The organism is Paenibacillus sp. Soil724D2 (assembly GCF_001427935.1).
Classification (GTDB): Bacteria; Bacillota; Bacilli; order Paenibacillales; family NBRC-103111; genus Paenibacillus_E.
Genome location: NZ_LMRY01000006.1, coordinates 142732 through 167579 on the forward strand (window position 1 = coordinate 142732; position 24848 = coordinate 167579).

Below are 24848 nucleotides of genomic sequence, written 5' to 3' on the forward strand. Positions count from 1 at the left end.
CCGTTAACCTGAATTCCTCGCCGGTAGATAACTAAATCAAGCCCATAAGCCCACCCTCAGAAGATTTAGAGAACAGGATGCCAAACTCGGCCGCTCCCAATTCTCACTGATTCCCTACAAATAAGGGAAGCATTGTTGTTTAGGGAAATCCGAAAAGAATCGGAACGACAGTAAAATCAAGAGCGATTGTACATATGAATGTTCCTTGATATAGACAAGCACTTCCCCGTTTTGGTATAGGAAAGTAATTCTGCATTATTATCCAAATACCTTTCTTACGGATTTCTGCCCGTCCCTCGGTGAGAAAAGGCCTCACCAGTTGCATTGTTCTTGTTATTACGAATACGAATTTCTAATCCTTAGATTCCGTACAACTCATATCGATGTCGCCATTTCACTAAAGTATTAACGCGTATGACGTCTAATTTCTCTATAGCACTTAATTCATTCTTCTTCGACAAAGAAAGCTCCCTTTAAGTAGCGGTTATTTGTTAAAACTGTCTACTTTAAGGGGAGCATGCCACTTCTATACTTCGCTATAAAATGCCAACTTTTTCTCCATATGCTCCACATGAAAGAGTCCCCAATAGTGTAAGGCATCCACCAAAGGCTCAATGCTTTTACCATGGTCCGTGAGCGAATACTCTACCTTCGGCGGGATTTGAGGATAGATTATCCTTCGAATAATGTCTTGCTCCTCCAATTCGCGCAATTGTAAAGTAAGCATTCTTTGGGTGATATCCGGCATCAATTTTCTTAGTTCATTAAATCGCAATGTTTCCATATGAATGAGATGTTGAATGATAATAGGCTTCCATTTCCCTACGATCATGTCTAGTGCAACGGCCATTTTCCTTACAGGATATGCTCGTGGTAATGCCTTCCTTTGACTAAGGTTTACTCTGAGGCCTCTCGCGGCAAATACTTCTTACTGACGGCTGAGCCGGTTATCGCTTGAATCGTTTGATTATTGCAATAAACCTATTCTTAATTATGATGCTATATACTGCCCGTAACTTGAATAAACAAAGAAGGAGTCGCCGCGATGAAAGCTCCTCCACAATAGTTTCTCGTTAGCGCAATGACATTTTTACTCGTATGCCTTACCAGCCAATAAAGAGGTTGCAAGCAGACTCCAAGTAGGCGTTTTAGAATTCGCATCATCAGAATCATTTAACCATGCAGCCATAGCTTCCAAAAAGCTTTCCAATGTTTTGTTCTCCCAGCTCGTAGCATTATTAGATAGATCATGTCTCAATGTATGAAGAAATGCAACCAACTCATCTTTACTGGATACATCATTAGGGCTCAAGGTTTCAGATCCTCCTCGTATTATTCAACAAACGTTTCCGCTAGCTTAATGATGCGATGCGGTTAGGTGGTGCAGTGCAGAGTTGTCAGCCTGATTCCACTTCCTCGAAATCGCTTCAGGCAGACCAAGGGACGATATCCCCACAGCGTGAATACGGTGTTAGCTGAAGTTCCTTCACTTCATTGACTATGCTTCACAAGATCTATTAATATCCATTCATTGTTCTCATCTCTTGATATAAACCAAATGTGTTCAAATGTGTATTGTTCAATTATCTCATCTATAAATCTCAATATATCATTCATTCTGAATATTGGTGATGCATTCCTTATCAATAGTTCTATTGAATGATCTAACTCTAATTCCCTATATTTTCTTGCCTTTTTGACGATTAGATTATTTAGTTCATTAATTAATTCATTAATCGTTTCCACACCATGAGAGCTATTATTATCTCTTCCAAGTAACATCTTAGCTTCTTTCGAATCGTAATAGAGATGGGCTATTTCAAGACCTACTAGTTTCTCCTCGGTATCCTTTAATATAAAATCTGGTCTTAAATTTCTAACATATAGATGTAACTTGTTTTGATTCATTTCATTGAATTTTTTCATGAAAATCCCTAATGCTGCGTCCTCTAGAGCGCATTTCTCTGAGTCATGATTCATTGAGTTACTCCTGTATTTTCGATTGAAGGAATTTCAGCTAATGTTGTTGTATTCACGAACCCTCACTGGCTTAAGGCGCGATAGCGCCGTGTCCGACGGACTTAGCAAGTGCAGGGTTGTCTGCCTGATTCCACTCCTCGAAATGCCTCGGGCAGACCAAGGGCCGTAAGGCCCGCAGCGTGAATATGGTGTTATCGGAAGTTCTTGCCATCTTTGAACTGCTTAACAAAATTCTTTATATATCTTGATGAACAATTTTTGTAGTTCTCCTAACTTCCAATAATTCTTTATTATTACAAGTAAATAACTACTTAAAATCAAGTGCCTGATCTGCAATCTGATTACGCCAATCATTTAAAAAACACAAATACCTATTGCTAACATCTAGCATCCCGTGGTGTGTATGCCAAGTTCCACCTCTTTGAAATAATATTATTAATGGTTTAAAAAGATCTTTATATTCAATTGCAATGGGGTCACCTTCATCTGCAATTGACCTCCAAATCACATGGGTCACACACAATGCTTTGGTTACTCCATTCGGTGCTTTATTAACATTTGGGCAAATTTCTAGGACATCGTCATAGTTAATACTAGCTTCCCTATTTATTAGCTTGACTGGATCAATATATGGATAGTTTGAACCCACTGAAAGATAGTCTAAAAAAACTGCTAATCTTCTAAAATATTCGCGAACAAGCGATACGTCTACCTCGGATTGGTCCATTGACCTTACTTTGTCATAATTCCAATTGATTTGGGATACTTGTTCTATTGCAGTATTAAGTCCTTTATTAATGGCCTATCACCTCACTTCTGACTACATATCGGTTTTAGGTAGTTCACGATTTTATGTCAATTTCCGATCATGGCTCCCCCCTTCAGGAAGCTGCGCCGTGGTCGCTCCACCTTCAAAATATGATGGAGAACTGTAATCTACTTCACTGAACTCCGATTTAATTTGGATTTATAATCAAACTACACTTGATACGAATACTAGATCAAAGGAGACTGGGAGATGGAATTTCAAGGAAAAGTCGTAGTGATTACAGGCGGAAGCAGCGGTATAGGAAAAGCAGTGGCAATTGAACTGGTGAAACGAGGAGCAAATGTAATTATTAATGGCCGCCGCGAACAAATGCTGGTAGAGGCTGCAAGTGAAATTGATCCGACAGGTACACACGTCGCTTATGTTGCCGGCGACATTTCAGACACTCAAATCGCAGACCGCTTAATCGGCGAAGGGCTTTCTCGCTTTGGCCGGATCGACACACTGGTGAACAATGCTGGCATTTTTATTGCGAAACCATTCACGGACTACACTATAGAGGATTTTACATCGATGTTGTCAATCAATTTGGCAGGATTTTTCCATGTTACGCAGCGTGCGGTGACTGAGATGATAAAAGTGGGTTCCGGCCACATCGTGAACATCACAGGAAGTGGGGTTGTAGTACATCCACACAAGTCTTTGCCATCTGTACTTGCCGCACTGACCAAAGGAGGTTTGAACTCAGCAACAAAATCGCTAGCGATTGAGTATGCGGATAAGGGTATTCGTGTGAACGCCGTCGCGCCTGGGGTAACCAACACGCCTATGCATGCGGTTGAGACACATGGCTTTCTGTCTAAATTGCACCCTGTAGGCCGAATGGGCGAGGTTCAAGATATTGTTGACGCAATTGTGTATCTGGAGTCCGCACATTTCGTGACAGGAGAGATTCTTTATGTCGACGGCGGTCAAAACGCTGGCAACTGGTAAGCCACGTAAGCGTCACATAACCTCAAACTTGCCCATGCCTATCCTATAACACGACAAGTGCTGTAGGAAAAAGCACTCGCCAAGACGTGATCAAAGCCATCGGTCAGCCTGAAAAGCCCGCCAAAGGTTCGAATGCATTTGATGTATATTCCGCAGATATGGGCAACCCCGGGTATGACGTCTCGTACTGTCCAGTAAAAATAAAGTTTTAGACTGAGAAAATAAAGTACTAGACTGGAGTTGCCATTAACGGCCAGAATAGTTTGGTAATTTCGCGGGACTTAAGGAGAGTAAATATGTTAAGGGAAGAAGCGAAAAAAATAATCACAGAAAGATCGGCATTATCAGTTCTGGATTAGTGAAGTATTTGAAGATTTAGCATTACAATTAAAAAGTAAAGAGTATATAGAATGCCTGAAAAAAATTGATATAAAGTACCCAAATTTGAAACTAACAAGACACATTAAAATTGCAGAAGATTGGAGTTTGTTCGATTAGAGGCAACGGTAGTCTAGAACTTTATTTTCGTGTTCTGAGCCTACCGCTGTCTCTTTTATTTGGTCAGTCTAATACTTTTATTTCATAGGTTGCCAATTTTGTTAGATAGAAAACGCATCAGACCAGCAATGCCAGTCTAAAACTTTATTTTCCGTAAACACGTACAACCAGAACAAAATTCAGGAATTGCGCTACTTCGGAACGAATGTTGAGCGTGCAGCCAATATCGGTGGCATAACGGTGAAAATGCTCGAACAGCAATGGGGAGCGTCACACTCCTCAACCGTTATCAAGACCGGCAACATCGAGCAGAAAAAGATCGTTTATATCCGTGGAGCTTATCAGCTTGAGTTTATTTTCAACAGTAGCACGAACCTCGATCACATCAATTTGGTTGTAAAGGGTAAATAAGGATTGAATAGGAGGGGGGCCCGGCAACCTAATTAGAATGCACTGAAATTATCTAATACTTTGGAGAAAATAGGAAATGCCTATGTAAATAAGATGAAATAAAAAAAAGTAACTTGTACAAGGAGAAATAAATATGACTATTGTAAAAGATACACGTTCAATAACGCACAAATTTAGTGGAGAGAGAATCACGTTCTTGGAAACTGGAGAAGAAACGAATGGAGATTATGAGTATATTGAAGTACTTTTGCCTTCGAGTAGTGGAGGTCCCCCTTTACATTATCATATGAATTTTAAAGAAAGCTTTGAAGTTTTGGGAGGAGAGCTCAAGGTTGTTGAGGGAAAGAAAGAAATAATTTTGAGAAAAGGGGATACTCTCACTGTCCCAAAAGGAACACATCATACTTTTCTAAATGCATCAAATGAAAATGAAGTTACGTTTCGGGTTAAAATTGAACCCGCACACAATTTTGAGAAATCAATGCGAATTTTATATGGGTTAATAGGTGAGGGGAAGGCAAATGAAGTAGGCATGCCTCATGACAAGATACATGGCGCATTAATTTTAGATATGTCTGATTCACGATATGTTGCGATGCCATTTTTTGTAAAATATTTACTGAAACGTTTAGCCCAAAAAGGCTATAAAAAAGGGATTGCTCAAGAACTTATTAATAAATATTGTCCCTAAAGATTCACAGGGCTTGTAATTGATTTCTCACCTTTGTTTTTAACCATTAATACATTCTCACCTTGTTCATCGAAGAGAAGCACATAAGCAACATCTACTCTTTTCATTAAAAATACCCCTTTGCGTCGCGCATCAGGTCGTTATTTTCCGACACATATTGGGAAGTATACTGCCCGTTAGTTTAACGCTTCACTTTAGTACATCCTTATTAAACAAAATAATCCAAAATGATGCTGCAGAGCTTTTGATCAAGTCTCCGAACCAGTCCGTGGATCTTGCCAAGATCAGGAATTCTAACATAAAAAAAAACAGCCTGCCGTGTTTTACAACACAGCCAGGCTGTTTGGGAATTAGATTGTTGATGCTACTGTAAGTATCCTTTTCAAAATTATTTACCGCCTTCGACTTAAATTAAGCTCTTCATGCCTCGCAGCCACTCATAAAAACCATCATCGAAAAAAAGATCCGGGATGTATGTTTGAGTGTAATTGCAATTTGGGCAAAGAAGTACCAACCCTTGTTCAAGCACCTTAGGGTATAATTTCTCGTGTTTNAAAAAAAGATCCGGGATGTATGTTTGAGTGTAATTGCAATTTGGGCAAAGAAGTACCAACCCTTGTTCAAGCACCTTAGGGTATAATTTCTCGTGTTTACTGTTGTTTCCGCAAGTAAGAGGATGCACTCCTTCTGCCTGCTGGTAATCCTTAATACGTTGCTTAACATCTTCTTTGTTCATTTATATCCCCTTCATTTGTTGAGATCAGCATTATACCANATGCACTCCTTCTGCCTGCTGGTAATCCTTAATACGTTGCTTAACATCTTCTTTGTTCATTTATATCCCCTTCATTTGTTGAGATCAGCATTATACCACGATATATATTGTTAGACATTGATTTCTTGAGATTCAACTCTACCATCCTTGAAAACCTTCAAAAAAAATTTTTGCCAATCTTTACGATATAATTATACACGATGTACTCATCTACAACACAAAATAATCTAAGCGCCCATTAGATTTCAAGCCATCATCTGCGGGGTATCAATTTAACTTGTTTTCAGAATTCTCCCATTCTTTTTCCTTGTAAAAATCGTCATGGTAGAGTCACCTCACGAAACGGAAAAAAATCGTGCGCTAAGCAATACATTACATGAAAAAACCGGACCCTGTATTCTACAAAGGAATCCGGTTTTCGTAATTGGGTGGTAGCTAGAATTCGTTAAATTAACGTTCGCCGTTAGTTGAATGTTCGACTGCATATTCATCGACTTAGCTAATTCAAAAACCTAATATCTTGTTTCTAAGTCTACGATAATTTATTAACCCAATTTGATAATTGTTTCATAACTAAGTCAAATTTATTTATCTTATCATCTCTAAAATAAATTTCTAAAACTTCGTCAATCACTGTCAGTTCAATATCTTGCATATTCGTTAATAGATTCTCATCACCTGATCTCCATTGCGACCAATAACTCCAACACCAATTTGAAAATTGTTCAATTGTAAATTCATTCTCACCATCTTCTATCATCCTAAGTAAAATTAGAAAATTTGCTTTATTAAATACATACGTTTCAGTTAGTTCTTGTTTCATGTGCTCATTAGTTCCTTACATAATTAAAATTATTTTTCTGCAGTTCCACTGTAGGGTAACATCTGAAATATGGATATCGCCAAGTTCATTAACTAACATTTTTAGCTGCAGGGCGTAGGCTTTTAGAGTTTGTATACTAAATCCCTGGATGCGCTTATCGGCCTCATACAGTTTCCACAATTGACTTATATTCATAATAAAACCTCCCAATAGTCCTATTAAATCTAGGGTTTCTTCTAATGGGAGGTTTTAATCTGTTTATATTGAACTAGCGTTATCCGTTAGTTCATCCAATTCATGACGAGTATTAAGAACTTGTTAAAGTCAAAACTAGGGTTTTATGTTTTTCATCATTTCTTCTTTTTCTTTTTGTTTACTGAAACGCTCATATCCGAAAAATAATTGATATGCGAATAAGATTGAAAAAATAATGAATATAGAAATATATATAAGATAAAAACTTAGTTTACCTTTAAAAACAAGGTCATTTATCAAACCTATTAATGCTAATCCTAAATTCTCTTTGTTGTACTTTTGAAAACGATATTTGTAAATCCTATAGGCAAATATAATAAGTATAAAAATGGTACATGAATTTAGAAATACAGTTGCTATTATTCACTCCACCTCATTTAGCTCTTTAATAATAACATATTATTCCATAACCAACGTGTTCGTTTTTTTTAATTTTGTTCTCCGTTAACGTAGTAATAACAAAAAACTCGGTATTTTATGGTGCAGTATCTTTGAATTTTTCGACCAATTCCCTAAGTATTTTGTTACGTTCTTTCATACCTCTTACATAAGAAACGGCAAACCAAATGATGAAAATTGGACCACCAATACCAAGTAAAAAATAATAAATTATACTTAACCACGATAAGGTTTTGAACGCAATCATACAAGCACCTCTTCCTAAGTTACCTAAATTAAATACGCTTGTTATTGTGAAAAGTTACTAAATATAACTATATTAACGTTATTTCAGAGATATTTGTAGGAAAACTCACATTACATTAAACTCCCTCTATGAGGAATAGATTTTCTTTTAAATACTCTCTAAATCTTAGGATTTCAATGCTTTGCTAAAGGTTAGGGACAACGTGCCTATGGGATAATATTGAGTTAGATGAAAAAACTGGGTGTGGAAATATAAAAGAATGCCTCCACTTAGCCACTTGCCAAAAAAAGTGGTTATTTAGGAATAATATGGTTGCACCTATGGATCTCCACATGTCTCATGGAGGTCAACCCTCCCATGTCTCACAGAGTCTACGCTCCCACATTCCTTCATTCAACCTGTCCATGAGGTGGAGGTCGGATATGCTGCCCGACAGGATCTACGTCCGTATGTTAGTGTTATTCCGACTCATCCGTGCTTCGTTGTCTAATCTGTACTCTTTACTTTGCTTTGCTTTGCTTTCCTAATAGAGATATATTTTATGCTGCTAATTCTAAATTGGAAAATCGAGGGATATCCTGAAGCATCTTCAATTCACTGAATACATGCCCCTTTTTCATGATTCCAAATAAGATCCGAATCAATTTGCTACAGAGTGCAATCAAGGATTGCATTTTCTTCAAAGGATTGTCTGGTCGTTTTGTGTAGTACTCATGAAGTGCTTTAAAAGCTTGGTTTTTTGCAACTAGAGGCATAATGACTCGAAATAACAGGGCTCGAAGCTTCCTTCTTCCCCGTTTAGTTATCTTGGCTTGCCCTTTGTGCTTTCCGGATGTGTTCTCTTGTAAATTAAGTCCTGCCAGCTTTACGATTTGTTTAGGGTGATGGTAATTTGCAATGTCCCCAACCTCAGCAAGGAAGCCAGCAACTGTATCTCTACCAATGCCTTTGATGACTAAAAGGTGATCTACACCTGGAATTTGACTAAGTAATTCATCGACTTTTAGATTAAGTTCATCAAACTTATCTTGTATGAGCTGATGCTGTTTGAGAAGCAATTGCAGCTCCATCTTAGCTAAATCCACACCATGCTTAATGCCTACAGAACGGCTAGCAGCGGATTTTAGCGCCTGTATTCGTCCAATACCAGCTCCACGTTTTGCTACTTGTCTAAGATGCTCCAGCAAGAACTCATCTGATAACGAAACGAGCTCTTGCGGCAACATGCTCAGACTTAGCATTTGAATCGCTGATTTACATTCCCAATCCTTAAACACTGTGAGGAATTCCGGGAAGTAACGGTCTAACCAGTTATGGACACGTCCTTGTATGACACGCAGGTCAGTAGACAGGTGATCGCGAATTTTCATGGCCTCACGTAATTCTGCATAGATACCTTGAGGAATATTCGGTATAGCGTATCTGCCGTCTTTAATGAGCTGAGCGATGACCTTAGCATCCTTAACGTCATTTTTGGTTGGTGAGTTGTCATCCAACTCTTTACTTTTTTTTCACATGCAGCGGATTCACAACACCGCAAGAGATATGATGTTCCTTCAGATAATGAACAAGATTCAGCCAGTAATGACCGGTCGGTTCCATGCCTACTAGAACATCTTTAAATTCGTGTTCTAACATGATCTTCCTGAACCAATTTACAAAGTTCTCGAAGCCTTCTAAGCTGTTCTCAAACGCTATTGGCTTACCAAACTCGACTCCGCGAAAGTCTTGCGCTCTAGCCACATGTTTGAACTTGGCGATGTCTACACCAATAATTAATGTAGCTGAAGTGATTTGAGTTATTTTCTGATTTTGGGTAGAATTCATATTGTAGTCTCCTTGATATGATATTTGGATCTGTCGCTGGCCAGCAACTGGGATCCTTTTAACATCATACCAAGGAGTCTTTTTATTTTTCAAACCTCGTATTTCTACATAATAGGAATGCTGCCCGTTAACGTAATGGGAGGCTGCCGATCATGTCGGCAGCCTCCCATTGGTGTGTTTATTGAACAAACGTGTCCCGTTAGCTTAAAACACTAACTTATTTATTTGAGTGTTCTGCTGGTGAAAAAAAGACCAAAGTAGTTAGGTCCTCGGTTATATTTAGTTACCGACTAAAACCAATCCAAGAATTACTCAAGAATCCTTATAGCCAAAGTACAAGCTAATTTTTCAAATCCCAGCGATTTAGCAATAGCTACTGACGAACTATTGGACATTAAAGTTTGATAATGCATCGTGAAACCATCTTCTAACCCTTTCCTAGTTAAAGCACTTACAACTGCTTTGGCGTGTCCTTTACCTCGATAATCTGGGTGACTTAAAATACCTACGCTAAGAAAACCAGATTCCTCTACTCTCCAAGAACCTACTGCTACAATTCTTTCATCAGATATCCTTGCTAGTATTGGTTGTCTATTGATTTCTATGGAGCTATGCTCCCACTCTGTTTCAGAGCAAGATTTACGTAAATCATTAAGTAGAGATAGTTGATTTGAAGTTACAAGTTCTACAACTTCAAGGGAAGATGCTTCAAGAAATGAAGCCCTATCAATGTATCCCTGAAATGCAGGACCAATAACCTTGTATTTACCTATATCAATTGACTTTACAAGAAAATTCGCATCAAAAGTTTCCATTGGATGTCTACCACTGATGGCCCTTTTTATATATGAGGTATACTTAGTGGGAGACGATATAATGCTTGTCGTTCCATTAAAAAAGCAATAAATGCCATTATATCCTTTCAAAGTCCTGGAGTGTTCACGAACTATGACGTTCGGAATAGTCATTGATGAAATATCACAATCAAATCGCTCTGCCCAATCCTTATATACTTTAAATCTGGTTTCTTCATCCAACTAACACACCCCCATCTGAAGTTAACCAATCCAAAAGCAAATTTTTTATCACTTCTTGATTTCACAAGAACATCAACTCCACAAATTGTATTATTTATACATACGCAATGAAGTGTTCATGATTGCATAATTAAACAAATCTGCCCGTTACTTCAATGAACAACGGCAGCCGATCGTGTGCCAGCTGCCGTTGTGTCTTGTGAAGCTATCGTACTCCGTTAGATTGTAACCGTCCTTTGCATTAAATACCTTTTTTACACGCCCTGCTCCTAGGCATACATCCAACCCAATCTTTGACTCTGGGCATAAACTGGTTATAAATCTAATTTCAACAAGGAGTGAACCACGAATAATGGGATATATGCAACAATTGCCTCCCTATGCCCCGAGTCCATTCGGTCTTCAACATTGTTTATATCGTTTCACTTATATGTGGCTTAGAAACGGAGACAATTTCTGGTTTTTTTTGACGACTGTTGGGGAATCAAGAGCCTATGGCTTTAGGTTTTTCGGCGGAAGATGGAATCAATATTCGATTGCATTAAGAGATATTGTTTCCTTCAATTGTTCTCCGATTCCAACTCTATATTAAGACACTGTGCCTGACCTTTGAATTCGTATCGTTCAGTCTTAATTTAATTCAATGTAACAGGGAGCAGCACCCCGAAGGCCTGCTCCCTGTTCTGGTTGAACTATCGTTTCCGTTAGCATAACAAACTTGTGTTTCAGAAATCGCTTGCAGTTAATGTACACAGCTGCTTGTTGGAAGGAATAATTCAAATGGGTATCGGCCTAGTGGCGGAATCATCCACTTGACCATATATTGATATTGCCAACCCAGGCACCCAACTCACTCGTCACCCTCATTTAAACAACGAGAAAAAAACGGTCTGTATTCGCATCTATTTCGCGATAAGACCGTTTTTCTTTTTCTCGTTATTCTTTGTGGATGTTGGATTAAGGAATTACCATGCAAAAGTCATTAAGACAATAACCAAAAGAATATAAAGAACCAAAACAGTTGCTGCGCTTGAACCGTAACCTGCACAACTTGCACCACTCATATTTACTCATTCCCCTCAGGTGAATTTTCACTACGGTATAATCATACGCTCGGTACATAGTCATTGATTGGACATATGCCAGGGCTTCCTTGCTGAAAGATAAAAAACACATAATAATCCGTTCCTCTAAAGGACGGTTTTTTGTTTAGGAAAGCGGAAGTATTCGTGGAACAATTGAACAATCCTGCCCGTTAGCGGAATAGGCCACCGAATTTATCACCGGCAGCCTACTAGAATTTGTTATGAAGCTATCGTTCCTCGTTAGTTCAACGTTTGTGATGCGATAGCTTTAATCGCCTTATTCAACGACAATTGTCGTGTGAACTTCACCGTGATAATGGCTGTCCACAACCTTTTCAGTGAGAGAAAAATTGCAGTTGGCTGCAATTAAGTACGTTCCTGCAGGCAATAACAGGTCCTTTTCCGCGTAAAATTCTTTCCGAAATCCTGCATCGGGATCATTTACGGAGTAGCCACCACTCATTGTAAAATTACATTTAGATGGTGTTTATTCTCTCCCAACGCTTCTACCGATATATCATTTCATCATAATTAAACTCTTTACTCAGCTCTGCCTTCAACACATCTTTATAGCTGATCCAACTCCATTCCTCAACTCCATTAGACGGATCAACAGTGTCAACTCGGAATTCGCCGTGTTTGCTGCGTGTCACAATACCCGTTATGAAACGTGGCTGATACTCACCATATAATGTGAGTTCAACCGTCTTCTTGTACATCTGTGACTGACTCAGTGTGGCTGATATAATTTGCACTTCCTGCTCATCAAGTACTAGACGCTGGATGCGTTGCATTTCTTTCTGATTTCTTATTGCAGATTCTTTATGTTGTGGAAGCATCATCCGACTAGACTCCCATAAACCGTTCCGTTCTAGTTTCTTGCTCATCGATAATGCCCTCCAATTTTTCCGGCTCTATCTACTGCGAGACCGGCTTTCATCAGACTTGATGCGCGGATGAGTGCCGTACTACCAAAACGGTCTTTGATACCATCCACAACACGATCAAGCTCACGAACCTTTGTAACATCTTCGAATAAATCCAATTGCGTGACCTCTTCATCGGCAAGTGAGCCGAGTGTAACGCCGACCTTGCGTACCGGAAGACCATTCCAATTACGGTGAAATATTTCGCGTACAGATCGATACACTTTCAATGTATTATTCGTACACAGCGGCATTTTCCGTTGCTGACTAAAACCTGTTGGTGCATCGTATGGAGAGCACATGCAAAAAACGTGAACAGTTCCGCTTGTAAACCCTTTTGCTCGTGCATCCCGACATACCTCTTCGGTTAATTCCAAGAGTACAATATCAACTTCTTCCGCGGTCGCATAGTCTCGTGGCAAAGTCATTCCATGCCCGATTGATTTAGGCATTACATCAAACGTTCCTGGTGTGACTGGACTGTCATCTAATCCGTTGGCAGTACGCCACATCACCTCAGCTTGTATGTCTGACTGTTTACCAAAACGAGCTCGAAACTTCTGCTTGAGAGTCGCAAGAGGTGTCCTAGCAACATGACCTATTGTCGTCATACCGAGTGCAACGAAATGTCGAGTCATCCGTGATCCCACCCCGTACATCTTATCAACGGTTAACGGCCACAACTCACGCTCCACATCGTCTTTGCCAAGTGTAAAAATACCATTTGCGTTCTTCTTTGCGAAATTATCTGTCGCTTGCTTTGCAAGTATCTTGGTCGGTCCAATACCTACACGGATACGTATGTTCATGGAGGCTGCAACTTTTTTTTGAATCATGATTGCCAACTTTTCAGGTGAACAATTGAAATGTTTAAGTGAACCTGATACATCCAAAAACTGTTCATCTATTGAAAATACCTCTACCAAGTCCGTATATTCCTTGTAAATGTCAGTAATGGCAAGTGATACATCTATATAACGTTGCATGTGTGGACGCATTACGATAGCGTTTGGACACAATTGGAGCGCTTCACCAAGCCGCTGAGCTGTACTAACTCCAGAGCTTTTAGCGATTGGGCATGCCGCCAAAATAATACCTGATCTCCTAGCCGGGTCCCCAGCCACAACAACAGGAAGATTTTCGAGACCGGGATGAGTCGCCTTTTCAACACTTGCATAGAACGACTGGCAGTCCGAGAGGAATATTGTCCTCTCACGTTTCTCGCTCATAACTCCCTCCTCATATTCATGAGCGTGGTCATAAGTTCGGCCTTGACCAAGCTGCGAAGCATTGTGAAATGATGAATGTAGCCGCGGACCTTGTATTCAACGTTAATCCCGACTGAATTTGTGGTTGTGTTTAGTACTTTGATATCCCGCTTTTTCATACTGCTCTTAATACTTTGTAATTGGGGATAAATCGCTGTCTCAACCTCTCTCAAATAATAAAGAACATGATTATAAACAATTTTGTCCTTGTTAACTTTGAGTTCCTCCATATCTCTTGTTAGCATATCGAGTAAAATGGGTAACAACGTAAATTCTTTAATAATTTGAACATCCTCTTCATTCTCAACTCTTAGATCAACACTCATGTTTTCCACCACCATATGCGAACATCTATTCGTATTAAATATTATATACCGAACACGTATTCGTTATGCAAGTGAATTTCATGGAATGAAGAGAACATTTTTTGGGGCTTCCTGCGCTTCGATGCATTGATTTCTATATTCTTTACAAATTCTTAACTTTATTAATATAATCAAGTAATTATATAATAATAAACAAATGGAAGGGGTTGATTATCGTGAAGAAACCTGTACGTATTTACTTCTTGTGCATTCAAAACCGCTGTAGAAGTCAAATTGCTGAAGCATTCGCCAAACATTACGGTAAAGAGAATGTCATTGCTGAAAGTGCTGGACTAGAAGCGAGTGAAATACATCCCCTGACTATAGCGGTTATGAAAGAAGTCGGAATTGATATCTCAGATCATGCTTCCAAAAAGATTGATATGAAGACCTTTTTAGCCTCCAATGTCATTGTTAAATTGTGCGAGAATTTAATTGAACGTTGTCCTGTTGTTCCTTTTGGGATCACGAATGTACAATGGAATATCCTAGATCCTTTAGTACATAGTGATGGAGACATTGAGGAACTGCGCAAAACAAGGGATGAAATTGAGAAAAAAGTTATCGATCTGCTAAAAGGCATGAATGTAACATTGTAAGGGGGCTAATGATGATTGAAATTGAAAATATGGTCGATACTTTAAAATTAGTTGGCGATAAATGCAGACTATCTATCCTTCTATTGCTGCAAGAAAGAGACCTATGTGTATGCGAATTTGTAGAAATATTGCAGACCAGCCAGCCAAATATTAGCCAGCATATGCGTAAATTAAAAGATGGCGGTCTCGTTAAAGAAACAAAAAAAGGTCAGTGGGTGTACTATTCACTTGCTACCCAAGATAAGCCTTTCCTAACCGAATTATTTAAGTACCTCCCTTCTCAAAAAGATAAAGTGGAGAAGCTAACCTGTGAAGATTCAAATTGCTGTGATTAAGGGGATAATTGAATGTTAAAAAAGAAGTTGATTGCTGAGTTTATTGGTACTTATTTTTTAGTTTTTGCAGGTCCAGGAGCGATGGTTATTGACGATATCACGAAAAGCATCTCCCATGTTGGTGTCGCAATTACTTTTGGACTTGTCGTTATGGCTCTGATTTATACGTTTGGACATATTTCAGGCGCTCATTTTAATCCTGCTGTCACTATTGGTTTCTTGGTTAGAGGAGATATCTCTTTGCGAGACAGCATCTATTATATGGTCACACAATTTGCTGGGGCGCTTTTTGCGAGTTTTACAACGTTGCTTCTTTTTGGCAATGTCGCCAACTTGGGGGCAACTCTTCCCAGCTTTTCGGAAGGGCAGTCTTTCATTCTGGAATTCATTTTAACCTTTGTATTAATGATGGTTATTTTGGGTTCTGCTGTACATGGTAAAGCAATTAAAGAATTTGCCGGTGTTGCTATTGGAGGTACCGTTGGTCTAATGGCTATGTTTGCAGGTCCGATTTGCGGAGCTTCCATGAACCCAGCACGTTCCCTTGGACCCGCTATCGTATCAGGAGCAACACAACATTTATGGTTATACCTAGTTGCAACAGTTCTTGGAGCTGTCTTTGCTTCACTAGTTTATAAAACAATACAGGAATAAGGAGATGTTCGAATATGGACAAAAAATTAGTATATTTTCTTTGCACAGGTAACTCTTGCCGAAGCCAAATCGCAGACGGATTTTTAAAAGCACTAGGTAGTGACAAATATGAAGTTAAAAGTGCAGGACTAGAAGCACACGGTTTGAATCCACGTGCTGTTGCAACAATGAAAGAAGCAGGAATCGATATCTCGAACAATACATCTGACGTGATTGACACTGAGATTTTAAGCCGCGCAGATTACATTATTACGTTGTGTGGTCATGCTGACGAACACTGCCCAGTTGTACGTAACGATAAGGCTGAAAGATGGCATTGGGGCTTTGATGACCCTGCAAAAGCAACCGGAACAGAAGAAGAAATTACATCTAAATTCAGTGAAGTGCGTGATTCCATTAAGAACCGCATTGAGCAATTCTTGAAGGAAGGCAAGTAATATGATCAAAAGAATGCACGTTGCGGTTAACTGTACAGACCTTCAAAAGTCACTTGATTTTTACTGTGCTTTCTTTGGTGCGGAACCTTCTAAAGTAAAAGACAACTACGCTAAATTCGAGTTAGACGATCCATCCCTTCACTTCTCTTTAAATGTACGTCCTTTTGAGAAAAAGGGCGTCCTCAATCACCTGGGATTTCAAGTGGATAACACCGAAGAGGTTCTGGCTATGGGTGAGCGTTTAAGACAAAGCGGGCTTCTTCTCATCGATGAAATGAATACGACTTGCTGTTATGCAGTTCAAGATAAAGTATGGGTTTATGACCCAGATGGAAACGCATGGGAAATATTCTACACAAAAGAAGATTCTGAATTTGAATCTGCAGGGGATTTGCAGGATATGTCTTTATGTTGTGCTCCTCCATCCGCGCCATCCGCACCTGTAACGATTGAATTCACATCTTTCAAGAAAAAATAAGGAGTTCACTATGCAGAAAAACTATCAAGCATTAGTCGAAGATAAAATTTATTTTGGTGGAGCTTCTGACGTCGAGGATATGGTTAAAAATGAAGGCGTTGAAGTAGTTGTGGATTTGCGTGGAGAAGCTACGGAGTGCGCCTATCCTACAGGTAACGTAGAATGGCTCCAAGTCCCCCTTGGAGATAATGCAGAGGGACCACAGGACCAACTATTCCAACAAGCCATTAATCACGTTGTAGAGGCTTATAGAGGCGGTAAAAAGGTTGGGTTCCATTGCGGTGGTGGAAAAGGTCGTACAGGCGCTGTGGCCATTGGCACGCTGTTAGCCTTAGGTATGAGCAACACCATCGAAGAAGCTGAAAAATTGGCGCAAAGCATTCGCCCTGTTGTTAGTATTAAACAGCCTCAACGGGAAGCACTTGAGAAATTATTTAACAAGTAATCTACATTGATTCGGCCCCCTGGCAATAATTTTGCTAACGGGGCCTATATTATTTTTAAAGGATATAAAATTTTCTCGAAAAAGTGCATCCATTTGCAAATTCGTACGTCTCTGTAATAAAACAATTCTGGAGGGAAGAATATGAACACCGAGGAAGTATGGAGATCATTTTATAGTCCTTTGCGGAATTTCATTATTAAACGGGTGAAAAGTGAACATGATGCTGATGACATTCTACAGAATGTTTTTATGAAAATACACGCTAACTTAGATACATTAAAAGATGATCAGAAACTGCAATCTTGGATATATCAAATTACTAGAAATTGCATCATTGATTATTACAGAAAAGAGCAATTCCAACTGAAGGTTGAATTGCCAACCGAATTACTTTTAGAAGAAACTGAGGACCTAAATGAAGCTATTAAGGAAATAGCCTCTTGTATCCGACCCATGGTTGGGCAACTCTCAGATAATTATAAGCATGCTCTAGAACTCACCGAGTTAGGCGATTACACTCAAAAACAACTAAGTGAGCAACTAGGTATTTCTTTTTCTGGAGCAAAATCTAGAGTGCAGCGTGGCAGGGAGAAGCTAAAAGAGCTCTTGCTTAATTGTTGTAACTTTGAATTTGACCGGCTAGGTAATATCATTGATTACACTTCTCGAAGTAATAACAATACAAAATGCAACACATCGGATTGTTGTTAATTAGATTCTAAAACAAATTGCATCCTTATGTATTGTTGTGCGTCTACTGATACGTAACGCACTTTAATTATTAGGGAGGAAAAGAATATGAGCAAAGAAATTAACAAGGACGAACAAGGCAATTTTAGAAATGAAAGCTGTTGTGGAGGACCTGCTCCAGCCGAGACTAACGCGTGTTGTTCAGAAGATGCAAAGGCGAAGGCAGCTGGACAGGATGGTTGTGGTTGTGATTCGAATTCAGTTGCAACAAAGACTGCTTCAAGTTCCTGTTGCTACTAATTATATTTAGAAAACAAATGGCCGTTAATCATTCGCGGCCATTTGTTTTCTTTGATTAATTCAGTTGTAAATAACTAATGATACTAAACTGAAATTATTACCTTTATCTTCACCAAAAATGAAAATGATGGCTGTTTAAACAAAAGAGAAGTCAGGCATTCTCCTGATTTCTCTTTTAGACGTATAGTTAGTCTTTTAGAATCCATTTTGCAAATGATCCCTCGTCCAAGTATTGTCTTCATTACTTTAACTATTAATTAGTTAGCCGGTTTAATTAAATGATCACTTTCCCGAAACAAGTTAAATTTTGCTTGCATTAATGTATCAGCTGTTAAGATAGCTTCGCTTAAATCAGTGCAGTCTTTTTTGAAAACCCCAAGTATGTTATAAGCTTCTTTTATTATCAATGTTAAATAGCCAATTCTACCTTGAGAATATTGGTGTAAAAGCTGAGGATAGTGTGTATCCATATCATGTAATCCGATATAAGAAGGAGGTTGAATTGCTTCTTCTATCTTCTTGAGAAGTTCACAAAACTCAACATCACAAGTTTCGAACTTCTTTATATGATCTCTTCCAAATCTTCTAACATACTCGTCCTCCATTTTATGAAGAATTTCTATCTGCGGAGTTCCCATACAAACAATACAGACTTGGTGCTCATTCGTTAAATCTTTTAGCATTTCCATTGCTGTCTGATTATCGAAATTTTTTGTTCTCAAAATAAAGTTCATTTCATCGAATATAATCATTTCTGTTTTTTGTTTCTTTAAAAGATACAGCACTCTATCTTTAATAATATTAAGTCGTACATCATTTCTTAAATTATCCGTTCCTAATGCTTGAAGTATTTTTCTAAAAAAAGCATGCTGTGTAAATGGGTATGGAAGCTTTATATATAACACTGGCTTAATGTCAATTTCTTCTTCATCAATAATAACTGTACATCCTGGATTACGCTTTTTATATCTTTCTCCTATCTGAGATTTTCCTACACCTGATAATCCTGTGAGAAACAAATGTCTAGGATCTTTATCAATTTCATCGTCCTCTTCTAAATCATCATCCTCAATGTAGACTCTCATTGAATCCAAGCGATCCCAGATTCTAACAACCTCTCCGTGTTCAATAAATAATTTTTTTATTCTACGCGCAAAACTTTTTACCTCTTCACTACTCATTTCCCTTACTCCTTCTTATTTCTTCTGCTTTTTTAGCAGCCAAATATAATTCATCTTCTAAACTCATAGTACTTTTTGTTATTTTATTTTGTAATGTTTGATTTACTTGAAACGCTGAAGTTACACTTACTTCTATACCCGTCATTTTTGAAGCTATTTGCCTTACACTCTTCTTATTTTTAATACCTTCTCTGATAAATGCTTCAATTCTCTCCCATGCGCGATGCATTTGTGCTTTACCTGGCAGCAACTTTAACTTTTCTTCCCCGTCCTTTTTAAGTGCTTGTAAGAGTTTCTTATATGTATATTGATTTACTCCGGCTATGGTCTCATATGGTGGTGTTTCGCAGAACAATACGATAAATTCGTTTTTCTTTGGATGTAATAAATATATCTTAGAAATATCATCAAGATCATATTTCACCGTATATTTCTTTTCTTTTGATCCAATGATATCCTCACATTCTTTTGACTTGTATATTTTGTTATCCCAACGAACACCATCTCGTGTATAAGGCTTATGTTTGGTTAACATGAAATCAATTTTGTATTTCTCTTCATCTCCAGGAAAAATCCATTCAGGATACCCCACTTCATTAACACTTTCACGATATTTGGCAACCGGGGAAATGTTGTTGCCTAAACCTCTATGAGGGCGAATTTGATAAATATCAGTTAAGTAATGAATTAATATCTTCCTAAGTTGGTCTAGTGTAAGGACTGCATCTTTTTCTGGTTCGAGATCACCTTTTTTGAAAATATTACTTTTAGTCGTGCCTAAAATATTATGAATCAACTCTGTATTTATTGTACCAAACAAACGTTCAATAACCGATCCATAGTGTGGGGTTTTCACTGGACGATGCATAATCTCTGACTCTAATGTTTCATTTACAAGTCTTTTGATATCCGTACTTTTAAAATCCATGCCATTATCTACATAAATAATATTTGGTATACCGAAAGCTTCCCATTCCAAATCTGTCCCATAATCTCCAACGGTGTTTTTCACGAATACACCGTGTTGTATTGCTTTTCGTACTACATTTGAGGACGGGCCTTCATGAGAAAGATAGAAGCACCACGGCATTCGTGAATGAACACAAATCCCTAACGTGATCCACGGTCGATCTATAACTAAACCTGTTGCATCATCAATCACTTGCATATCTAGTTGTGTATGATCTATTTGAACAATATCTAATCTGAAGTCCGCATCCCGATCTGCATATCCACGGGCAACTTCATCATAAATGGCTTTTGCTTTCTTCATGTTTCGTAATCGTTCTTTTGCTTTTTCATCGATTCTATCAATAATGTCTGAGACAGTACTATACTTTATTTCTTGCTCATTTTTTTTTGCACACCTACGCTCTATAAGCCCATGAATATAAGCTTTAGAAACCCTATACTTTGTAAGATAATCATTTTCTATCGTTTCTTTCAAAATTTCAATCTGTTTCTCAGATTGCCTAACAGATATGGTATCAAGTATTATCTCTGGGTTATCGGGATGGCATATCATCACCAATTTATTGTCTTTCCTCCCTGTATAGCCCCTACCTTTATTTGAGATGAGTCCTTCCATTCCATCATGATTATGAGAATCTGCCGCTGCATCTCTAAAATTTTTCAAATACCTCATAATAGTTGCCCTTGAACCACCGTGCTTTTTTTTAATTCTTTCTAATAAGTCCTCTTGCTTTAAGTCGATAACATGTTCATTTTCAAATAATAGATCATTGAACTTATCGTTAAATTGAGAGATGGATTGCTTATTATTATTTTTGATTTTATCCAATAGTATAAGTGGTTGGATAATTTCAAACCTTTTGCTTACTTCATCTCGTTTCTTCTCATCTAATTTAGCGAGTGCATTTTCATATTCTCGACTTTCTTTCCGAAGTTGTTTCATTTTTATATCTGGAATAAATGTTGGGTGATTAATTAATGCACTGTAAGTTATCTTTAAATCTTCCCCATCGGGTCTTTTTAACCACACGTTCGGTGCATCTATAGTAATAACTTTGAACTTTTTTCCATATAAGGAGCATTCATCATATACTTTTAATTGGTTAAAGGACAAAGTTTACAGCCCCTTTTGAAAGAGTTGATGGTGAAACCATTTGGGAATTTACCGTTATTATGCTTTGTGAATTGATTATTTCATTTACATCTGTTAAAAAGGTTCCTTTTGCAAGCAAATGATAGATAAGTGGTTTTAGATAGAGAGGGTCAATGGTTTCTTTGAATGAATTAGCAAGATACTCAATAGAATCATTTTCTAGAAATGAGAGACGATCTACGACTTTATCATACCAATCTGGATAGTATTTTCTCATCTTTAAAAAACCTTTCAAAAACCGAATATTCCTCGTTAAAGTTTGAGGCATAGTTTTAGGATATATAACGCTGTACTCCCATCCTTTTTCTAAAGCCAACGCTCTACAATAACGATTGCATAACTCTTCTTTTGGGGTGAGTTCATTATCAGGATTATCTTTTATTTGATAAAGAAGTGGTTGGAACCCTTGTTTATATGCTAATACATCTGGTATATGGAACCATTCATCGTTTCGAGAAAAAATAGAAACTTCAATTGGTTGTACATAATATCGGAGTACAGAAGTATCTAACTCAAGATAATAATAGAATAATCGTTCTCCTAATGACTCATATTCAACGGGCCGCTTATTTTTTTGACTATAGAAGCTTCCAATGATATGTGGGTGATAACGACTCCCCTTATTATTTACCTTTCGCTTAGGACTATAGAGTTTGTCTTCTTCTTTCCAATCATTCTGTGACCAATTCATGTTGCTCCTCCGTAAAAAAGTATCAATTATAATCAAATATAAATTCATTTATTGATATTACCATGTAATCTCATTTTTTGGAAAGACAAATTTATACTTCTCGTTAGATATCATAAAAAAGCTAGATGAATCAACGAATTGATTCATCTAGCTCTTAATTTTAGTCTCAAACATATACCCAAATTTGTCTCATTTATCGACCAATTCTGTCTCAATTATAACCGTTACTCACAAAATAAACCAAGATATCTCCCTACACCTTATAAGCTCGCATCGCCTTCCGCAGCTCTCGCCACGAAGGACGTTTGCCGTACATCAACACCCCTGTGCGATAGATCTTAGCAGCAAGCCAAGCCATAGCACCGATAGATGCTAATTGAATGACGATGGAGAGCCATATTTGCCAAATAGGCGGACTACTCATCCCTATGCGCAGGAACATAATAAGTGGCGAGAAGAACGGTATGAATGACATCGTAACAACGAATCCGGCATTCGGGTTATTCAGTCCAGACATGGCAATCATGAAGGCTGCCACGATGAGCAGGGTTACCGGCATGATCGCTTGCCCCACCTCCTCTGTACGGCTCACAAGTGAACCTACAGCCGCAAAAACCGTTGCATAGATGAAGAACCCTAGCAGGTAGAAGATTAAGAAATATACGATAAGTGACATTTGTAAATTGGACCAGTTAAGGTGCAGCTCCGAAATTAGTTTGCTGCTGCCAGATAAGCTTAAATTGATTCCACCCACCACAATTATCAGCGCTATTTGCGATAAAGCGAGTAGACAAATCCCGATGATTTTGCCAAACATCTGCTTAAGCGGGGACACACTGGTGATAAGAAGCTCCATTACTCGGGAGCTCTTCTCTGCTGTGATTTCCATCGCGACCATGTTCCCAAAGCCGATAACACCCATGTAAAGCATGAACAGCATCACGTATACAAGCGCGTAGGACATCACCATTTGCGATTCCGTTTTGCCAGACGCAGCCTTGTCATTCGTTGAGATTTGCACAGTTTCTATGGAAACTGGCGCTTGAATATTAGCCTTTTGTTCAGCCGCGAGACCTGCTCCTTGTAAAGCCGTGTCAGTTTTAATAAGCTGAAGAGCGGTCTGAAGCTTGCCTTTTAAAGAAAATTCCATCGTGCCTTCGGATTTATACACCATTTTCGGAAAACCGGCTGCAACGGCATCTGTAAATTCCAAATATCCCTTGATCTTCTTATCAGCGATCTGCTGCTTACCTAAAGCTTCATTCGCTGCAGTACTGCCCGCATCCCGAAGTGGAATAATGACAATATCCGAATTGGGCTGATTCTTATAAAAGGTCGCTAGCTTAGCAGCAAGCTCCGTTTGTTTGCCTGCAAAGGCACCAATCTTCGTCGCTTCATGAGAGGAAAGTTTATCAATGAGTGCAGGCAAATGAATCATAATGGATAATAGCAAAATCAGAATCACACTCATCACACGAAACGATTTGGATCGGAAACGGGTCATGAAAGTGAATTGAATAACGGTCATGATCCTATTCATGGGCACTCCCCACCTTCTGAATAAAGATTTCATTTAACGTTGGCTCCATCAACTGAAACCGATATACGTTTGACTGCCCCATGGCATGTCTGAGAATATGCTGCGACGCCGCAGCATCATTAATACGGATCTCATAGCCAATCATATGCTTTTCAACCGCCATAACGCCTTGTAGCTTCTCTAGACCTTCAATCGGATTCTCGGTCTCGAGTATGATTCTCTCTTTAGGGAACGTTGCTTTAATATCCTTCAAGCTGCCTTGCACAAGCGTATTGGAACGATGCAGAATGCAAATATGCTCGCACAGCTCCTCCACATGATCCATGCGATGGCTGGAAAAGAGAATCGTTTTTCCCTCGTCGCGTAAGCTTTTCACGGTTGTTTTCAGCAGCTCCACATTCACCGGGTCGAGTCCACTAAAGGCTTCATCCAGAATTAGTATTTCCGGGTTATGTATGACCGCAGCGATGAATTGGATCTTCTGCTGGTTTCCCTTGGATAGCTCCTCCACCTTCTTGTTGTAATATTCGGGGACGCCAAATCGCTCCAACCACAGCTTCAAACTTGCATCAGCTTGTTTACGGGAAAGACCGCGCAGCTCCGCTAAATAGATGATCTGCTCGCTAACTTTGACCTTGGGATACAGACCTCGTTCTTCTGGCAAATAGCCCATCAGCTGCCTCAGCTCTTCCCGATAACCTTGACCCTTCCACTTTATGCTTCCATGATCCGGATAAATGAGACCTAATACCATCCGCATCGTCGTTGTCTTCCCAGCTCCATTAGCCCCAAGCAACCCGTATATCTCGCCCTGCTTGACACGAAGCTGGATGTCATTCACTGCAGTCTTCTCCCCGTATTGCTTCGTAACATGATCAACGATCAAAGGATATGTCACCTTTTAACCATCCTTCCTTAGATAACGTGTTTATTTGTTCATGAATTAGTTTACCACAATATATGGAAAAAAACGGGAACAAAAAAAGCCGAATGTTGTGAGCACAACTCACACATTCAGCTTCTC

General features: G+C 38.8%; 29 protein-coding genes and 1 pseudogene. 11 read left to right on the forward strand and 19 right to left on the reverse strand.

The annotated features are described in order from the left end of the window. Window positions 1–526: 526 nt before the first annotated feature. The 5 genes from ASG85_RS08005 to ASG85_RS08020 all read right to left on the reverse strand — a co-directional run bounded on the left by ASG85_RS08005 (window position 527) and on the right by ASG85_RS08020 (window position 2707). On the reverse strand, window positions 527–850 hold the full coding sequence (locus ASG85_RS08005; RefSeq protein ID WP_057305158.1) for a winged helix-turn-helix transcriptional regulator: 324 nt from the start codon (window positions 848–850) through the stop codon (window positions 527–529). Between the two features lie 240 nt (window positions 851–1090). After that, on the reverse strand, window positions 1091–1312 hold the full coding sequence (locus tag ASG85_RS08010) for a hypothetical protein (RefSeq protein ID WP_057305157.1): 222 nt from the start codon (window positions 1310–1312) through the stop codon (window positions 1091–1093). A 179-nt stretch (window positions 1313–1491) separates the two neighbouring features. After that, entirely contained in the window at window positions 1492–1980 is a 489-nt protein-coding gene (locus ASG85_RS08015) for a hypothetical protein (protein WP_057305156.1), read from the reverse strand. Between the two features lie 70 nt (window positions 1981–2050). Further along, on the reverse strand, window positions 2051–2191 hold the full coding sequence (locus ASG85_RS37680) for a hypothetical protein (protein WP_156390138.1): 141 nt from the start codon (window positions 2189–2191) through the stop codon (window positions 2051–2053). Between the two features lie 96 nt (window positions 2192–2287). Further along, window positions 2288–2707, reverse strand: a complete 420-nt coding sequence (locus tag ASG85_RS08020) for a hypothetical protein (protein ID WP_057305155.1) — start codon at window positions 2705–2707, stop codon at window positions 2288–2290. Window positions 2708–2998: 291 nt separating this feature from the next. Here ASG85_RS08020 and ASG85_RS08025 point away from each other — a divergent pair, with 291 nt between their 5' ends. The 3 genes from ASG85_RS08025 (at window position 2999) to ASG85_RS08035 (ending at window position 5342) form a co-directional block, all read left to right on the forward strand. After that, window positions 2999–3742 carry an SDR family NAD(P)-dependent oxidoreductase gene (locus ASG85_RS08025; protein WP_057305154.1) on the forward strand — a complete coding sequence of 248 codons (744 nt, stop codon included), beginning with the start codon at window positions 2999–3001 and terminating at the stop codon, window positions 3740–3742. Window positions 3743–4345: 603 nt separating this feature from the next. Continuing rightward, the gene (locus ASG85_RS08030; RefSeq protein ID WP_082562345.1) at window positions 4346–4651 is read left to right on the forward strand and encodes a DUF4309 domain-containing protein; all 306 of its coding nucleotides are present in this window, start codon (window positions 4346–4348) and stop codon (window positions 4649–4651) included. Between the two features lie 133 nt (window positions 4652–4784). Next, window positions 4785–5342 carry a cupin domain-containing protein gene (locus tag ASG85_RS08035; protein WP_057305152.1) on the forward strand — a complete coding sequence of 186 codons (558 nt, stop codon included), beginning with the start codon at window positions 4785–4787 and terminating at the stop codon, window positions 5340–5342. A 1307-nt stretch (window positions 5343–6649) separates the two neighbouring features. Here the strand turns inward: ASG85_RS08035 and ASG85_RS08045 are convergent. The 9 genes and pseudogenes from ASG85_RS08045 to ASG85_RS08080 all read right to left on the reverse strand — a co-directional run bounded on the left by ASG85_RS08045 (window position 6650) and on the right by ASG85_RS08080 (window position 14310). Further along, window positions 6650–6940, reverse strand: a complete 291-nt coding sequence (locus ASG85_RS08045; RefSeq protein ID WP_057305265.1) for a hypothetical protein — start codon at window positions 6938–6940, stop codon at window positions 6650–6652. 15 nt (window positions 6941–6955) lie between these two features. Further along, window positions 6956–7135, reverse strand: coding sequence for a hypothetical protein (locus ASG85_RS08050; protein ID WP_235550090.1), 180 nt, complete (start codon window positions 7133–7135; stop codon window positions 6956–6958). 535 nt (window positions 7136–7670) lie between these two features. Beyond that, complete coding sequence (locus tag ASG85_RS37695; RefSeq protein WP_156390025.1) at window positions 7671–7841, reverse strand: hypothetical protein; 171 nt, start codon at window positions 7839–7841, stop codon at window positions 7671–7673. 539 nt (window positions 7842–8380) lie between these two features. Further along, window positions 8381–9668 (reverse strand): annotated as a pseudogene (locus tag ASG85_RS08055) (IS110 family transposase). Between the two features lie 308 nt (window positions 9669–9976). Next, window positions 9977–10705: a GNAT family N-acetyltransferase gene (locus ASG85_RS08060; protein WP_057304232.1), complete on the reverse strand. Its 729-nt coding sequence runs from the start codon at window positions 10703–10705 to the stop codon at window positions 9977–9979. 965 nt (window positions 10706–11670) lie between these two features. Then, complete coding sequence (locus ASG85_RS37700; protein WP_156390140.1) at window positions 11671–11769, reverse strand: YjcZ family sporulation protein; 99 nt, start codon at window positions 11767–11769, stop codon at window positions 11671–11673. Between the two features lie 527 nt (window positions 11770–12296). After that, the gene (locus ASG85_RS08070) at window positions 12297–12677 is read right to left on the reverse strand and encodes a YolD-like family protein (RefSeq protein ID WP_060645880.1); all 381 of its coding nucleotides are present in this window, start codon (window positions 12675–12677) and stop codon (window positions 12297–12299) included. Continuing rightward, a complete protein-coding gene (locus ASG85_RS08075) occupies window positions 12674–13945 on the reverse strand; it encodes a DNA polymerase IV (protein WP_060645881.1) in 1272 nt (423 codons plus the stop codon). Before ASG85_RS08075 ends, ASG85_RS08070 begins: the two co-directional genes overlap by 4 nt. Further along, window positions 13942–14310 carry a hypothetical protein gene (locus tag ASG85_RS08080; protein WP_060645882.1) on the reverse strand — a complete coding sequence of 123 codons (369 nt, stop codon included), beginning with the start codon at window positions 14308–14310 and terminating at the stop codon, window positions 13942–13944. Before ASG85_RS08080 ends, ASG85_RS08075 begins: the two co-directional genes overlap by 4 nt. A 215-nt stretch (window positions 14311–14525) precedes the next feature. Here ASG85_RS08080 and ASG85_RS08085 point away from each other — a divergent pair, with 215 nt between their 5' ends. The 8 genes from ASG85_RS08085 to ASG85_RS39030 all read left to right on the forward strand — a co-directional run bounded on the left by ASG85_RS08085 (window position 14526) and on the right by ASG85_RS39030 (window position 18287). Further along, window positions 14526–14948, forward strand: coding sequence for an arsenate reductase ArsC (locus ASG85_RS08085; protein ID WP_051253960.1), 423 nt, complete (start codon window positions 14526–14528; stop codon window positions 14946–14948). A gap of 11 nt (window positions 14949–14959) precedes the next feature. Beyond that, the gene (locus tag ASG85_RS08090; RefSeq protein ID WP_029198553.1) at window positions 14960–15283 is read left to right on the forward strand and encodes an ArsR/SmtB family transcription factor; all 324 of its coding nucleotides are present in this window, start codon (window positions 14960–14962) and stop codon (window positions 15281–15283) included. 12 nt (window positions 15284–15295) lie between these two features. Then, window positions 15296–15937, forward strand: coding sequence for an MIP/aquaporin family protein (locus tag ASG85_RS08095; RefSeq protein WP_060645883.1), 642 nt, complete (start codon window positions 15296–15298; stop codon window positions 15935–15937). 14 nt (window positions 15938–15951) lie between these two features. Then, complete coding sequence (gene arsC, locus ASG85_RS08100) at window positions 15952–16374, forward strand: arsenate reductase (thioredoxin) (protein WP_060645884.1); 423 nt, start codon at window positions 15952–15954, stop codon at window positions 16372–16374. A gap of 1 nt (window position 16375) precedes the next feature. Further along, window positions 16376–16852, forward strand: coding sequence for an ArsI/CadI family heavy metal resistance metalloenzyme (locus ASG85_RS08105; RefSeq protein WP_060645885.1), 477 nt, complete (start codon window positions 16376–16378; stop codon window positions 16850–16852). Between the two features lie 10 nt (window positions 16853–16862). Then, complete coding sequence (locus tag ASG85_RS08110; protein WP_060645886.1) at window positions 16863–17297, forward strand: dual specificity protein phosphatase family protein; 435 nt, start codon at window positions 16863–16865, stop codon at window positions 17295–17297. A 141-nt stretch (window positions 17298–17438) separates the two neighbouring features. Next, entirely contained in the window at window positions 17439–18008 is a 570-nt protein-coding gene (sigZ, locus tag ASG85_RS08115) for an RNA polymerase sigma factor SigZ (RefSeq protein WP_057304219.1), read from the forward strand. A gap of 87 nt (window positions 18009–18095) precedes the next feature. Beyond that, a complete protein-coding gene (locus ASG85_RS39030; RefSeq protein WP_057304218.1) occupies window positions 18096–18287 on the forward strand; it encodes a hypothetical protein in 192 nt (63 codons plus the stop codon). A 257-nt stretch (window positions 18288–18544) separates the two neighbouring features. On the opposite strand, the gene ASG85_RS08125 is transcribed toward ASG85_RS39030, so the two are convergent. The 5 genes from ASG85_RS08125 to ASG85_RS08145 all read right to left on the reverse strand — a co-directional run bounded on the left by ASG85_RS08125 (window position 18545) and on the right by ASG85_RS08145 (window position 24722). Then, window positions 18545–19468: a TniB family NTP-binding protein gene (locus ASG85_RS08125; RefSeq protein WP_057304217.1), complete on the reverse strand. Its 924-nt coding sequence runs from the start codon at window positions 19466–19468 to the stop codon at window positions 18545–18547. Further along, entirely contained in the window at window positions 19461–21554 is a 2094-nt protein-coding gene (locus tag ASG85_RS08130) for a Mu transposase C-terminal domain-containing protein (protein ID WP_057304216.1), read from the reverse strand. The genes ASG85_RS08125 and ASG85_RS08130 overlap by 8 nt, the downstream gene beginning before the upstream one ends. Continuing rightward, window positions 21544–22284, reverse strand: coding sequence for a hypothetical protein (locus ASG85_RS08135; RefSeq protein WP_057304215.1), 741 nt, complete (start codon window positions 22282–22284; stop codon window positions 21544–21546). The genes ASG85_RS08130 and ASG85_RS08135 overlap by 11 nt, the downstream gene beginning before the upstream one ends. A gap of 253 nt (window positions 22285–22537) precedes the next feature. After that, a complete protein-coding gene (locus tag ASG85_RS08140; RefSeq protein WP_060645887.1) occupies window positions 22538–23824 on the reverse strand; it encodes an ABC transporter permease in 1287 nt (428 codons plus the stop codon). Then, on the reverse strand, window positions 23817–24722 hold the full coding sequence (locus ASG85_RS08145) for an ABC transporter ATP-binding protein (RefSeq protein ID WP_060645888.1): 906 nt from the start codon (window positions 24720–24722) through the stop codon (window positions 23817–23819). The genes ASG85_RS08140 and ASG85_RS08145 overlap by 8 nt, the downstream gene beginning before the upstream one ends. Window positions 24723–24848 lie beyond the last annotated feature (126 nt).

Bases quoted from the DNA above. Each gene is read 5' to 3' on its own strand.
- ASG85_RS08005 (WP_057305158.1), bottom strand. From the start codon at position 850: ATGGCCGTTGCACTAGACATGATCGTAGGGAAATGGAAGCCTATTATC.
- ASG85_RS08015 (WP_057305156.1), bottom strand. From the start codon at position 1,980: ATGAATCATGACTCAGAGAAATGCGCTCTAGAGGACGCAGCATTAGGG.
- ASG85_RS37680 (WP_156390138.1), bottom strand. From the start codon at position 2,191: ATGGCAAGAACTTCCGATAACACCATATTCACGCTGCGGGCCTTACGG.
- ASG85_RS08020 (WP_057305155.1), bottom strand. From the start codon at position 2,707: ATGGACCAATCCGAGGTAGACGTATCGCTTGTTCGCGAATATTTTAGA.
- ASG85_RS08025 (WP_057305154.1), top strand. From the start codon at position 2,999: ATGGAATTTCAAGGAAAAGTCGTAGTGATTACAGGCGGAAGCAGCGGT.
- ASG85_RS08035 (WP_057305152.1), top strand. From the start codon at position 4,785: ATGACTATTGTAAAAGATACACGTTCAATAACGCACAAATTTAGTGGA.
- ASG85_RS08045 (WP_057305265.1), bottom strand. From the start codon at position 6,940: ATGAAACAAGAACTAACTGAAACGTATGTATTTAATAAAGCAAATTTT.
- ASG85_RS08050 (WP_235550090.1), bottom strand. From the start codon at position 7,135: ATGAATATAAGTCAATTGTGGAAACTGTATGAGGCCGATAAGCGCATC.
- ASG85_RS37695 (WP_156390025.1), bottom strand. From the start codon at position 7,841: ATGATTGCGTTCAAAACCTTATCGTGGTTAAGTATAATTTATTATTTT.
- ASG85_RS37700 (WP_156390140.1), bottom strand. From the start codon at position 11,769: ATGAGTGGTGCAAGTTGTGCAGGTTACGGTTCAAGCGCAGCAACTGTT.
- ASG85_RS08070 (WP_060645880.1), bottom strand. From the start codon at position 12,677: ATGAGCAAGAAACTAGAACGGAACGGTTTATGGGAGTCTAGTCGGATG.
- ASG85_RS08075 (WP_060645881.1), bottom strand. From the start codon at position 13,945: ATGAGCGAGAAACGTGAGAGGACAATATTCCTCTCGGACTGCCAGTCG.
- ASG85_RS08080 (WP_060645882.1), bottom strand. From the start codon at position 14,310: ATGAGTGTTGATCTAAGAGTTGAGAATGAAGAGGATGTTCAAATTATT.
- ASG85_RS08090 (WP_029198553.1), top strand. From the start codon at position 14,960: ATGATTGAAATTGAAAATATGGTCGATACTTTAAAATTAGTTGGCGAT.
- ASG85_RS08095 (WP_060645883.1), top strand. From the start codon at position 15,296: ATGTTAAAAAAGAAGTTGATTGCTGAGTTTATTGGTACTTATTTTTTA.
- arsC (WP_060645884.1), top strand. From the start codon at position 15,952: ATGGACAAAAAATTAGTATATTTTCTTTGCACAGGTAACTCTTGCCGA.
- ASG85_RS08105 (WP_060645885.1), top strand. From the start codon at position 16,376: ATGATCAAAAGAATGCACGTTGCGGTTAACTGTACAGACCTTCAAAAG.
- ASG85_RS08110 (WP_060645886.1), top strand. From the start codon at position 16,863: ATGCAGAAAAACTATCAAGCATTAGTCGAAGATAAAATTTATTTTGGT.
- sigZ (WP_057304219.1), top strand. From the start codon at position 17,439: ATGAACACCGAGGAAGTATGGAGATCATTTTATAGTCCTTTGCGGAAT.
- ASG85_RS39030 (WP_057304218.1), top strand. From the start codon at position 18,096: ATGAGCAAAGAAATTAACAAGGACGAACAAGGCAATTTTAGAAATGAA.
- ASG85_RS08125 (WP_057304217.1), bottom strand. From the start codon at position 19,468: ATGAGTAGTGAAGAGGTAAAAAGTTTTGCGCGTAGAATAAAAAAATTA.
- ASG85_RS08135 (WP_057304215.1), bottom strand. From the start codon at position 22,284: ATGAATTGGTCACAGAATGATTGGAAAGAAGAAGACAAACTCTATAGT.
- ASG85_RS08140 (WP_060645887.1), bottom strand. From the start codon at position 23,824: ATGAATAGGATCATGACCGTTATTCAATTCACTTTCATGACCCGTTTC.